Here is an 11,446-nt window from a genome sequence, read left to right on the forward strand (position 1 = left end):
CCTGACGGTAATGTGCAGGCATCATGACATGCAAGTTACATGCGCTCGAAAATGCGTGATCGCCCCGCTCTCTCCCGTCCAGCGGCGCAGAACAAAACCCCCACCGGTGCGGCCGATGGGGGTCTCAATGCGTCGCGTGCGGACGACGCGCGAACCGATCTTGGAAAAATCAGCCGGAGATCGACTGAAGATAGGCGATGATATTGGCGCGGTCGGTGTCTTTCTTCAGACCGGCAAAGGACATCTTGTTGCCCGGAATCGCGTCTTTCGGGCTGGTCAGATAGACGTTGAGCGCTTCCGCGGTCCATTCGCCGCCATGCGCGCCCATCGCGTCGGAATAGGAGAAATCGCCCACGGTACCGACCGCCCGGCCGAACACGCCGTCAAGATGCGGCCCGGTGCTGTTGGACCCGTCCACCTTGTGGCAGGCCTTGCACTTGGCGAAGACTTTTTCGCCCTTGGCCGGATCGGCGGAGGCAAGAAGCTCGTCAAAGCTTACTTCGACCACCTCTTCGGCAGCGCCGTCGTCTTCGCCGGTGGAGACGACATAGGCCTGAACGACTTCTCCGTCATGGCTTGTGGCCTTCATTGCGTAGATCGAATCGCTCGCCAGATAGGCGATCACAAAAAGAGCAGCGGTGCCGCACAGGCCTCCGACGATCTTCACAAGGGTCATAGTCTTGAACATTTCGCGTTCCGTTCATTGTGGGTTCATCGCGCGCTCCCGCTCTCTACCCGCTTCCCCTGCTTCATTTCAAGGTATAAGACCGGAGCCCATACAGGTTAGCGCAAAAGAAATGTACGAAAAGGGGCAAAAATGACAAAGCGGATCGCATTTCAGGGGGAGCTGGGCTCCTATTCGCATCAGGCCTGCTTCGAAGCCCGCCCGGACTACGAGCCCCTGCCCTGCCCGACCTTCGAGGATGCAATGGAGGCCGTGCGCTCCGAACGGGCCGACATCGGCATGATCGCTATCGAAAATTCGACCTATGGCCGGGTGCAGGACGTCTATCACCTCCTGCCCGACAGCGGGTTGCACATCATCGGCGAAACCTTCGTCCGCGTTCATGTGAACCTTCTCGGCCTGCCCGGCAGCAAGACCGCCGACATCAAACAGGCCCGCGCCATGTCGGTGCTGCTGGGGCAGGCGCGCAAATTCATCCACGCCCATGGCATCGAAACCGTCAACTGGTCCGATAATGCCGCCGCAGCCCGGTCGATCAAGGAAGACAACGACCCGAGCATCGGCGCGTTCGCCTCCGAACTGGCGGGCGAAATTCTCGGCCTCGACGTGCTCGAACGCCATATCGAGGACCACAAGCTCAACACCACGCGGTTTCTCATCATGGCCCGGGAACCGGATTACACCCGCCGCGCAGAAAAGATGGTCACCGCCTTCATGTTCCGCGTGCGCAACATTCCCGCAGCACTCTACAAGGCGCTCGGCGGCTTCGCGACCAATGGCGTGAACATGACCAAGCTGGAAAGCTACATGGTCGACGGCGTCTTCACCGCCACCCAGTTCTATGCCGACATCGAAGGCCATCCGGGCGACCGCAACGTACAGCTCGCCCTCGACGAGTTGCGTTACTTCACGGAAATGGTCGAAATTCTCGGGGTTTACCCGGCGGACCCGCGTCGCTCCTGAGGTCGAGCAGATGACGATCAGGCGCGCGGGATCAGATCTTCGGCGCGCCTCGATACTGTTCGGAGAGGTGCTCGCAATAGCTGGAGATGCGCTTCTCGAAGCGTTTCTGCAACGTGCCCTTGGCGAATTTCACCGACTGCACCAAAATCCGCGCCGACAGGGTCTTCGGGCGCACGTCATAGCCGAAGCTCAACCGCGTGCGCTGCGGCGACAACGGCACCAGTTCGATGTTCATCTGCATGTGCAACCCGCCTGAGACGGCAGTCGCGCCAAGCAGGTGCGGCGCGTCGAACTCACTGATTTCCGCATCCAGATCGCGCAGCTTGCCGCGAAACGGCACCTTGAGAGACCAGCTCGCGCCCAGACCGCGCGGCTGGCTCGGTCGTTTACGCGCCACATCCATGCCACGACGCATCGCCTGACGCTCCATGCCTTCGAAATCGGTGATCCGATCGAAAACGAAAGCAGCCGGGGCCTCAATGTCCTGACGCGTCGAAAATTTCATGCCTGCTCACCTGCCTCTGACCCGATCCTTCCCCGAGGGAAATCTTATCCCGTTATTCCCAATCGTCCGCAACCCACTTGCGGAGCAGAACCTGTGCGAGGGCGCCTTTTCTCGCCGCTGCGATCTCAGGGTGACGGCCCGCCAGCGCCAGCGCCATCTCCTCGCGCCGCACCCAGCGCGCATCCTCCAGTTCTGCGGGATCGAGGGTGATCTCCCGGCTCACCGCCTCCGCGCGACAGCCCAGCATCAGGGACGCCGGAAACGGCCAGGGCTGGCTGGTCACATAGTCCACCTTCCCGACCCGCACGCCCGCCTCCTCGAACACCTCGCGTCGCACCGCCGCCTCGATCGGCTCTCCGGGTTCGACGAAGCCCGCCAGAAGCGAATACATCCCCTCCGGCCAATTGGCATTGCGGCCCAAAAGCACGTCATTGCCACGGGTCACCAGCATGATCACCACCGGGTCGGTGCGCGGATAATGCTCTGCCCCGCAAGCCGGACAATCGCGCCGCCAGCCGCTTTGCCCCAGTACGGTCTTTTCACCGCAATTGGCACAGAACCCATGGCGACGATGCCAGTCGAACAGCGCCCGCCCCGTCGCGGCCAGCTCCGCCTCCAAAGGTGTGAGCCGGGTCATCACCGCGCGCAGGTCGTAAAATTGCATCCCCGGCAGGGTCTCGACCTCGAATCCGTCCTGCGACCAGGGCGCGGGCACCTCATCCCCCACGAGCGACAATGAGCCGATATCCCGCGCATAAACCGGCACACCATCCGACAATAGGCCAAGAAAGATTTCGCCCCCCTCCGGCAAATCGACCTCATCGACATCCAGAAGGCAAAGCGCTTCTCCACGCATCGCCAGATGCCCGCGCCAGAGCGGCATGAGTTTCGCATCCGCCCCTGCGGGCCGGTTGTCCCGCAGATGCGCCGCCCTGTTCAGGATCCCACCGGAAAGTGTCACAATCGTCTTGGTCATGGGCCATGGACATAAGCGGCAATTGTGACAAGAACCAGCGCAACGTGCCGCCATCCGTCCTGGAACGGGGCCTCGTCATCTGCCGCAACACTCCTGTTGCCAGAATGCGACAACAGAGTAAAATGCAATTTAAAGTTGCAACCTAGGCCAGAAAAGCAACTCAAACTAGTTTGCAGGCCCGACAGCTCTTGGTAAATTCAATCTTGTCACACGTTTGTCTTGTGGCCCGGGAATGGTCGCGCCAACCTCTTCACCTAAAAGGAGATGCATCATGGACCATTCAAACAAAGACATAAATCGCCGCGGCTTTCTGTCGGGCACAATCGCAGGAACTGCCTTGATTGCTCTTCACCCTTTTTCCGCGCGCGCCAGTACGAACCAGGCGCATTTGCGGATCATGGAAACCACCGATTTGCACGTCCACGTCTTCCCCTATGACTATTATGCGGACAAGCCCGTGGACACCGTCGGGCTCGCACGCACCACGGCGCATATCAATGCCGTGCGCGCCGAGGCGACCAACTCCATGCTTCTGGACAACGGCGATTTCCTTCAGGGCAACCCGATGGGCGATTACATCGCCTATGAGCGCGGCATGAAAGACGGCGACATGCACCCGGTGATCACCGCGATGAACACCGTGGGCTTCGACGCCTCGACACTCGGCAACCACGAATTCAACTACGGCCTCGACTTCCTGATGAAAGCGCTGGCGGGCGCAAACTACCCGGTGATTTCCGCCAACGTCGTCAAGGAAATGGGCGCCGCCCCGCGCGAAGACGTCACACTCGTGCCGCCCTATGTCATTCTCGACCGCGAACTGACCGACGGCGCCGGTGAGACACATGCGATCAAGGTCGGGCTGATCGGCTTCGTGCCGCCGCAGATCATGATGTGGGACCGCAAGAACCTCGAAGGCAACGTGAATGCCCGCGACATCGTCGAAACCGCCCGCGCCTATGTGCCCGAGATGAAGGAGAAAGGCGCCGATATCATCATCGCGCTGAACCACTCCGGCATCGGCTCCGCCGACTATAGCGAGGGCATGGAAAACGCCTCCGTCCCGCTCGCCGAAATCGACGGTGTCGACGCGCTCCTGACCGGTCACTCGCACCTCGTATTCCCCTCGCCGACCTTCGACGGTTATGCGGCGGTGGATGCCGAGAAGGGTCTGATCCATGGCAAACCCGCCGTGATGGGCGGCTATTGGGGCTCGCATCTGGGCGTTATGGATCTCTTGCTGGAATATGAAGGCGGAGGATGGCGTGTGGTGACAAGCTCCGTCGAGACCCGCCCGATCTCGCAGCGCGAGGAAGACCGTTCCATCACGCCGCTGGTTGAAAGCGTCGAACCGGTTCTGGCCTCCGTGCAGGACATTCACGACCAGACGCTGGAATATGTCCGCCGCGCCGTCGGCAAGACCGCCGCGCCCCTGCATTCCTATTTCGCGCTCGTCGCCGATGACCCCTCGGTCCAGATCGTGTCCAACGCTCAGCTTTGGTACATCGCCGAGATGATGAAAGGCACCGAACACGAGGGCCTGCCGATCCTTTCCGCCGCGGCCCCGTTCAAGGCCGGTGGTCGTGGTGGCCCCGAATATTACACCGATGTCGCGCCGGGCGATGTGGCGATCAAAAACGTCGCCGATCTCTACCTCTACCCGAACACCATCCGCGCCGTACGCATCAATGGCGCCCAGCTCAAAGGCTGGCTGGAACGCTCCGCAGGTATGTTTAATCAGGTCGAGAAGGGCGCGAAGGACGCGGTGCTCCTGAACCCCGACTTCGCCTCCTACAATTTCGACGTGATCGACGGCGTGACCTATCAGATCGACATTTCGCAGCCCTCGCGCTTTACCTCCAGTGGCGAACCGCTGAACCCGGACGCCTCGCGCATCGTCAACCTGACCTTCAACGGCGCGCCTGTGAGTGACGATATGGAGTTCATCGTCGCGACCAACAACTACCGCGCAGGCGGCGGCGGCACCTTCCCCGGCGCCGACGGCTCCACGGTGATTTTCGAAGGCCCCGACACCAACCGTGACATCATCGTGCGCTATATCGTCGATCAGGGCACGGTGAATCCGAAAGCCGACAACAACTGGTCTCTGGCGCCTCTGGGCGACACCACCGTCTTGTTCGAAACCGGCCCGGCGGCGCGCACGCATCTGGCCGACCTCGAAGGTCTGACCATCGAAGACGCGGGCGAAGGCACGGACGGATTCGCCCGGTTCCGCATCACGCTCTGAGCCGATCTGGTCCAATTGCGCGCATTTCGACAAAGCGGCCGCATCTTGTGGCCGCTTTTTTGTTTACCAAATGGGCAAATAAAATTTTTCCGCCATTTTTTTACGCAGGCATTAAGGTTGTATACATGATTGTGAACCTCAATCTCGCAGGCGCCCGAATGGCACGCCATTCTGAGCCGGAACGACACAGAGGACTTTTCAGGGGAAATGAATGTTCTATAAATCCATCACCACCATGGCCGCCTTCGCGCTGACCGCGAGTGCCGCCACCGCCGAGACCGCGATGCCTTTCGCGCTCGACTGGAAATTCGAGGGCCCGGCCGCGCCCTTCTTCACCGCGATTGAAAAGGGCTATTTCTCCGACGCCGATCTGGCCGTGGAAATCTCCGCAGGCCAAGGTTCGCTCGACGCCATTCCGAAAGTCGCCACCGGCGCTTTCCCCGTTGGCATGGCGGACATCAACAGCCTCGTGAAATTCCTCGACCAGAACCCCGGCGCGCCGGTCATCGGCATGATGATGATCTATGACGCCCCGGCCTTTGCCGTCGTGGGCCGCAAATCTCTGGGCGTCGAAGCCCCGAAAGACCTCGAAGGCAAAGTCCTCGGCGCCCCGCCGCCGGATGGTGCCTGGGCGCAATTCCCGATCTTCGCCGCCGAAAACGATCTCGACATGTCGAAAATCACCGTCGAACCCGTCGGCTTCCCGACCCGCGAACCGATGCTGGCCGAGGGCAAGGTCGATGCCGTCACCGGCTTCAACTTCTCGTCCTTCCTGAACCTCGTGCGTCTCGGCGTGCCGGAAGATGACATTTCGACGATCATGATGTCCGATTACGGCGTGAACCTTTACGGCAACGTCCTGATCGTGAACACCGACTTCGCCGCCGAAAACCCGGACGCCGTGAAAGGCTTTGTGGCCGCCGTTCTGCATGGCTGGAAAGACGCGATGGCCGATCCGAAAGCCTCCGTCGAATACATGATCAAATACAACCCTGCGTCCGATCTCGATCTCGAAACCCGTCGTCTTGAGCTTGCTCTCGAAGGCAACGTCTACACCGATTATGTCGCGGCAAACGGCATGGGCGGGATCGACGCCGAGCGTTTCGCAGGCTCCCTCGATCAGCTCAAAATGGTCTATGAATTCAAGGCCGAGCCGGATGCGAACCTCTATTTCACCGAAGACTACCTGCCCGCCACCGACGCGCGCATGCTGAAGTAATCTCGTCCCGAGACTTTGGCGGGCGCGGGTCTTTCGGCTCGCGCCCGTTTTCATGCGGGCAAAAGGCAAGACCGAACCAAAATGGCAAACCTCATAGACATCAAGGGCGTCACCCACGCCTACAAGACCGACAACGGCCCCCTGCCCGTTCTCGACGATCTCAACATTTCCGTGCCCGAAGGCGATTTCTGCGCTGTCGTCGGCCCTTCGGGTTGTGGCAAATCCACCCTGACGAAACTCGTCGCAGGCCTCATGAAACCCGATCAGGGCGAGGTCTGGCTTCATGGCGAGCGCGTCACCTCCCCGCGTTCGACCGTTGGCATGGCGTTTCAGAATCCTGTGATGCTGGAATGGCGCACGATCCTACAAAACGTGTTGTTGCCGCTCGAAATCGTTCCGAACAAGATGACCAAGAAACAGAAGGAAGAGCGCGGGCGCGAGCTTTTGGCCCTCGTCGGCCTTGAGGGGTTTGAGGACAAACGCCCCTCCGAGCTGTCCGGCGGCATGCGCCAACGCGCCTCGCTCTGTCGTGCCATCGTGCACAAGCCCGACGTGTTGATCATGGACGAACCCTTCGGTGCGCTCGATGCCTTCACCCGCGAAGACCTGTGGCAAACCATGCATGCGCTCCGCGCCGAGGAACCCTTTACCGGCGTGCTGATCACCCACGATCTGCGCGAAAGCGTCTATCTCGCCGATGAGGTCATCGTGCTCTCCGGTCGTCCCGCCACCACGCAGCATGTCGAAAATGTCAAACTCGACGGGCGCACGGATCTTGAGGTGATCTATACGCCCGAAGCCACCGAGATTCTGCACCGCCTGCGCCATCAGATCGAGATCGCGCAAGGGCGTGCGAAAGACGAGGAGACGGCATAATGAAAACCTTCAAAAAGATCGCCACGCCGACCATCGCCATCGTCATTTTCCTCGCGCTTTGGGAGTTCATCGTCTGGGTCAACCAATGGCCGAACTACAAAATGGCATCCCCCTCCGACCTGATCCCGGCCTATGCAAAATACTGGAATCTTTTCCTGATTTACGGCTGGCAAACGCTCTGGCGCACGGTCGTCGGGCTTTTGGTCGCCGTCGTCTTTGGCACGCTCATCGGCATGATCATGGGCTTTTCCCGCACCATGCGCGACGCGCTTTACCCGCTTCTGGTCGGTTTCAACGCCATCCCCAAAGCCACCGTCGTGCCGGTGATCGCCCTCACCCTGATCGGCCAGCACGATCTGAACACCGTGCTGATCGCCTTCATGATCTCCTTCTTCCCGATCTCGGTCGCGGTCTCCATCGGGCTGTCGACTTTGGAGCCGGAATATCGTGATATTTTGCGCTCTCTGGGGGCATCGAAATGGACGATTTTCTGGAAGATCGCTTTGCCGAAAACCCTGCCCGAATTCTTTGGCGCATTGAAAGTCGCGGTCACGCTTGCCTTCATCGGCACCAACCTGATGGAGATCGTCGAACCGCACGGCAAGGGCCTTGGCCACCTGTTCGACAGCGGCAAGATCAACGCAGATTACCCGCTGATGTTCGCGGTGCTGATCGCTTTGGCCTTCTTGGGTATCCTGCTCTACTACATCGTTGTGGCGCTGGAGAAAATCTTCGCGGGCTGGGCGGAGAGACCGCAGGGGTAACCCGACCGAACCAAGACAAAGGGGCGCCGGTCTGGCGCCCCTTTCGCGTTTTGTGCGTGGGTCTTTATGTGTTTGAGATCAGAGCTGACGCGTCGCGAAGTACCAATCCACGACATTCTGCCCCTCGGGCGCTTCGGCGAGTTTCGCCAGAGCGGCGGCAGCGGTCGGCGGCGTCGGCACGATCACCGGATCGCCCGGCTTCCAGTTTTCCGGCATCGCACATTTGTTCTCATCGGCGGCTTGCAGCGCCACCACGAGGCGATGGATCTCGTCCACGGAGCGGCCCGCGTTCATCGGGTAATAGACCATGGCGCGCAGAATACCATTCGGGTCGATGATAAACGTCGCCCGCACGGCCGCGGTGTCAGACGCGCCCGGCTGGATCATGCCATAGGCATTCGCCACGCTCATCGAGAGGTCGGCAATGATCGGGAACTTGATCTCGACGCCCCAGTTTTCCTTGATGTTGAGCATCCAGGCGATGTGCGAATAGTGGCTGTCGATGGACAGGCCCAGGAGTTCCACACCCATGGCGTTGAACTCATCCTGTTTGTTGGCAAAGCCGATGAATTCCGTGGTGCAGACCGGGGTGAAATCGGCCGGGTGGGAGAACAGGATCAACCATTTGCCTTTGTAATCTTCGAGCGATTTGACCCCATCGGTGGTCACGGCCTTGAAGGCGGGGGCGGGTTTGTTCAGTTGCGGGCCAACTTGAGATCCTGCTGCGGCTTGAACTTGATCGGTCATTTTTTCAGTCCTTTGTTTTCTCAGTGTTTCTCTTCAATGTCTGTCGTCTCGGGCCCGGAGTTTGTCTCTTGTTTGTCTCTCGCGCCCTGTCGATGAAAAAGAGATAGCTCTTGCGAATTGATTGTTGAAACGAATAAAAAAGATCAAAGTAATTGAGGAATTCGATTAATGATTCTCCCCACCCTGCGCCAACTCCGCTTTCTCGTCGCCCTTGCCGACGAGCTGCATTTCGGACGGGCCGCCGAGACCTGCCTTGTGACGCAATCGACGCTGTCGACCGGGCTGCGCGAGTTGGAAGACATCCTCGGCGCGCCTCTGGCCGAGCGCACCAAGCGCTCCGTGTTGATGACCCCTCTGGGCGAAGAAATCGCCGCCCGCGCCCGTGCGATGCTGGCTGAGGCGCAGGACATCGTCGAGCTGGCCCAGACCCAATCCGGCACGCTCCGCGGTACGATGAAGCTCGGCACCATTCCGACGGTCGGCCCCTTCCTCTTCCCCCGCCTCCTGCCGCGTCTGCGCGACAGCTACCCCGACCTGCGGCTCTACATGCGCGAGGAGTTGACCGAACACCTCATCGCGGGCCTGCGCGCCGGGCGGCTCGATGTGATTCTCATCGCCCTGCCTTTCGAGACCGGCGATCTGGAACTGGAGCCCCTGTTCGAAGACGATTATCAACTCGCCACCGCGCCGGGGCATCGGTTGATTTCCGACAGGGCCATTGGCGGTCCCGACCTCGATGACGAAACCCTGCTGCTTTTGGAACGCGGCCATTGCCTGCAACGTCACGCGCTTTCGGCCTTTCCCGACACCCATGCGAAACAAGACGAAACCTTCGCCGCCACCTCTCTCCCGACTTTGGTCGCCATGGTGGAAGAGGGCCTCGGGATCACCCTCCTGCCCCAGCTTGCCATCGACGCAGGCGTCACCCGCAACACCGACATCCAACTGACCCCACTCTTTGGCACCAAACCCCGCGAGGTGGTGCTCGCCTGGCGCAAAAGCTCGGCGCGCAGCGAGGACTTCCGCCTTCTGGCCGAGCTTCTGCGCGAGGAACGCGCCCGTCTCGGGACCTGAACCGCCCTCTTGCTTTCCCGTCACATGACCACTATGTAACGCGTCGAGAGGTTGGCGCGGGCGAGCGCCTCGCCAACCCGGTCAGGTCCGGAAGGAAGCAGCCGTAACGAGCCCCGCTTGGGTCGTTGTCCAGCCTCTCACCTAACCTTAATGCGAACCGAGGAGGAATTTGATGATTGTCGCTACCGCCCCTCGGGCAGCCGCTTAAGGCCTTTCCCATCATCGGACTGCCCGAAACCGTTCCCTTCCGCCGCCCGTCCGGCGCGGAAGCCCTTTCGTGTTTTGCAAGGCAGACATCATGATTTCCGATCTGAACATCCTCGGCTGGTCCCAATTCTTCAACGGCCAGCTCGATCTCACTGAATTCGACTCTCTCACCCCCGTGCGCCTCTCCGAGGTCCGCCGCCGCTCCGTCGTGGCACTCACTCCCGCTCTGGAGCGTCTGGACATCGCCCTGACCGGCGATCACGTCGCGACCGACATGGCCGTGGGCGATTTTGTCCTCACCGACGGCGAGCGCCTGATCCGCGTTCTCGACCGCAAGACGGTGATCTCCCGCAAGGCCGCCGGTCTCGCGGCGCAAGCCCAGCTCATCGCCGCCAATATCGACACGCTGTTCATCACCACGTCCTGCAACCACGATTTCAACGAAGCACGGCTCGAACGTTATCTTGCCATCGCCATCGAGGCAGAAGCCACCCCGGTGATCGTCATCACCAAGGCCGACAAGCCCGAGGACATGCCTGCGGAGATCTACGAAGACCGCGCCAAGGCCCTCTATGAGGGCGCCGAAGTGCTGTTGATCAACGCCAAATCGCCGGAGGACATCGCCCGGCTTGAGCGCTATTGCGGCACGGGGCAGACGATTGCTCTCGTCGGCTCGTCGGGCGTGGGCAAATCCACCATCGCGCGGGGCCTCACCGGTGAGGACATCGAGGTCGGCGACATCCGCGAAGACGACGCCAAGGGCCGGCACACCACCACGGCGCGCTCGATGCACCGGATGCATGCGGGCGGCTGGCTAATTGATACTCCCGGCATGCGCGAACTCGCGCTGCATGACGCCTCCGAGGGCATCGCGACCCTGTTCGAGGACATCACCGATCTGGCCACAGAGTGCAAATTTTCCGACTGCCAACACCAGACGGAGCCGGGCTGCGCGGTGCGCCGCGCGATTGAGACCGGAGAGTTGGACCCGAACCGTTTGGAACGCTGGCGCAAGCTGGTGGATGAGGACGCACGCAACTCCGAGACCATCGCGGAATCGCGCGAACGCGGGCGAAAATTCTCCAAAATGGTGAAATCCGTGAAGAAAGCCAAAAGCGCCAAACGCGGCGAGTGATCCTCTTGGAAATGAGGTTGCGGGGACCCGTCCCCGCCCTTACCTTA

Annotated in this window: 11 protein-coding genes and 1 other RNA gene; 8 read left to right on the top strand and 4 right to left on the bottom strand. The window is 60.7% G+C overall.

What is annotated here, in order from left to right; all coding sequences use genetic code 11:
* Positions 1-169: 169 nt before the first annotated feature.
* Positions 170-688, bottom strand: coding sequence for a c-type cytochrome (locus CEW89_RS10705; protein ID WP_066702669.1), 519 nt, complete (start codon positions 686-688; stop codon positions 170-172).
* Positions 689-817: 129 nt separating this feature from the next.
* Here CEW89_RS10705 and CEW89_RS10710 point away from each other — a divergent pair, with 129 nt between their 5' ends.
* Positions 818-1,648 (top strand): prephenate dehydratase, encoded by an 831-nt coding sequence (locus tag CEW89_RS10710; RefSeq protein ID WP_096805896.1) that lies wholly within the window; start codon positions 818-820, stop codon positions 1,646-1,648.
* Between the two features lie 31 nt (positions 1,649-1,679).
* Here CEW89_RS10710 and CEW89_RS10715 read toward each other — a convergent pair whose 3' ends face one another.
* Both CEW89_RS10715 and nudC read right to left on the bottom strand, forming a co-directional pair.
* A complete protein-coding gene (locus CEW89_RS10715; protein WP_096805897.1) occupies positions 1,680-2,153 on the bottom strand; it encodes an SRPBCC family protein in 474 nt (157 codons plus the stop codon).
* 52 nt (positions 2,154-2,205) lie between these two features.
* On the bottom strand, positions 2,206-3,129 hold the full coding sequence (gene nudC, locus CEW89_RS10720; protein ID WP_096805898.1) for an NAD(+) diphosphatase: 924 nt from the start codon (positions 3,127-3,129) through the stop codon (positions 2,206-2,208).
* A 271-nt stretch (positions 3,130-3,400) separates the two neighbouring features.
* Between nudC and CEW89_RS10725 the strand changes: the two genes are divergently transcribed.
* From CEW89_RS10725 to CEW89_RS10740, 4 genes are all read left to right on the top strand, one after another.
* Positions 3,401-5,377, top strand: coding sequence for a bifunctional 2',3'-cyclic-nucleotide 2'-phosphodiesterase/3'-nucleotidase (locus tag CEW89_RS10725; RefSeq protein WP_096805899.1), 1,977 nt, complete (start codon positions 3,401-3,403; stop codon positions 5,375-5,377).
* Between the two features lie 211 nt (positions 5,378-5,588).
* Positions 5,589-6,596: an ABC transporter substrate-binding protein gene (locus tag CEW89_RS10730; protein WP_096805900.1), complete on the top strand. Its 1,008-nt coding sequence runs from the start codon at positions 5,589-5,591 to the stop codon at positions 6,594-6,596.
* Between the two features lie 81 nt (positions 6,597-6,677).
* Positions 6,678-7,472 carry an ABC transporter ATP-binding protein gene (locus tag CEW89_RS10735; RefSeq protein ID WP_066702657.1) on the top strand — a complete coding sequence of 265 codons (795 nt, stop codon included), beginning with the start codon at positions 6,678-6,680 and terminating at the stop codon, positions 7,470-7,472.
* Positions 7,472-8,236: an ABC transporter permease gene (locus CEW89_RS10740; protein ID WP_096805901.1), complete on the top strand. Its 765-nt coding sequence runs from the start codon at positions 7,472-7,474 to the stop codon at positions 8,234-8,236. Before CEW89_RS10735 ends, CEW89_RS10740 begins: the two co-directional genes overlap by 1 nt.
* 78 nt (positions 8,237-8,314) lie before the next feature.
* Here CEW89_RS10740 and CEW89_RS10745 read toward each other — a convergent pair whose 3' ends face one another.
* The gene (locus tag CEW89_RS10745; protein WP_066702652.1) at positions 8,315-8,983 is read right to left on the bottom strand and encodes a peroxiredoxin; all 669 of its coding nucleotides are present in this window, start codon (positions 8,981-8,983) and stop codon (positions 8,315-8,317) included.
* Between the two features lie 168 nt (positions 8,984-9,151).
* On the opposite strand from CEW89_RS10745, the gene CEW89_RS10750 reads away from it, so the two are divergent.
* From CEW89_RS10750 to rsgA, 3 genes are all read left to right on the top strand, one after another.
* On the top strand, positions 9,152-10,057 hold the full coding sequence (locus CEW89_RS10750; RefSeq protein WP_096805902.1) for a hydrogen peroxide-inducible genes activator: 906 nt from the start codon (positions 9,152-9,154) through the stop codon (positions 10,055-10,057).
* A 45-nt stretch (positions 10,058-10,102) separates the two neighbouring features.
* Positions 10,103-10,199: signal recognition particle sRNA small type (gene ffs, locus CEW89_RS10755), an RNA gene on the top strand.
* Between the two features lie 156 nt (positions 10,200-10,355).
* Positions 10,356-11,399, top strand: coding sequence for a ribosome small subunit-dependent GTPase A (gene rsgA / locus CEW89_RS10760; RefSeq protein WP_096805903.1), 1,044 nt, complete (start codon positions 10,356-10,358; stop codon positions 11,397-11,399).
* Positions 11,400-11,446: the final 47 nt, after the last annotated feature.

It is taken from the genome of Celeribacter ethanolicus (assembly GCF_002407265.1).
Classification (GTDB): Bacteria; Pseudomonadota; Alphaproteobacteria; order Rhodobacterales; family Rhodobacteraceae; genus Celeribacter; species Celeribacter ethanolicus.

Excerpts from the sequence above, each read along its gene's own strand:
- CEW89_RS10735 (WP_066702657.1), top strand. The coding sequence starts at position 6,678 with ATGGCAAACCTCATAGACATCAAGGGCGTCACCCACGCCTACAAGACC.
- rsgA (WP_096805903.1), top strand. The coding sequence starts at position 10,356 with ATGATTTCCGATCTGAACATCCTCGGCTGGTCCCAATTCTTCAACGGC.
- CEW89_RS10705 (WP_066702669.1), bottom strand. The coding sequence starts at position 688 with ATGTTCAAGACTATGACCCTTGTGAAGATCGTCGGAGGCCTGTGCGGC.
- CEW89_RS10710 (WP_096805896.1), top strand. The coding sequence starts at position 818 with ATGACAAAGCGGATCGCATTTCAGGGGGAGCTGGGCTCCTATTCGCAT.
- CEW89_RS10715 (WP_096805897.1), bottom strand. The coding sequence starts at position 2,153 with ATGAAATTTTCGACGCGTCAGGACATTGAGGCCCCGGCTGCTTTCGTT.
- CEW89_RS10750 (WP_096805902.1), top strand. The coding sequence starts at position 9,152 with ATGATTCTCCCCACCCTGCGCCAACTCCGCTTTCTCGTCGCCCTTGCC.
- CEW89_RS10730 (WP_096805900.1), top strand. The coding sequence starts at position 5,589 with ATGTTCTATAAATCCATCACCACCATGGCCGCCTTCGCGCTGACCGCG.
- nudC (WP_096805898.1), bottom strand. The coding sequence starts at position 3,129 with ATGACCAAGACGATTGTGACACTTTCCGGTGGGATCCTGAACAGGGCG.
- CEW89_RS10725 (WP_096805899.1), top strand. The coding sequence starts at position 3,401 with ATGGACCATTCAAACAAAGACATAAATCGCCGCGGCTTTCTGTCGGGC.
- CEW89_RS10745 (WP_066702652.1), bottom strand. The coding sequence starts at position 8,983 with ATGACCGATCAAGTTCAAGCCGCAGCAGGATCTCAAGTTGGCCCGCAA.
- CEW89_RS10740 (WP_096805901.1), top strand. The coding sequence starts at position 7,472 with ATGAAAACCTTCAAAAAGATCGCCACGCCGACCATCGCCATCGTCATT.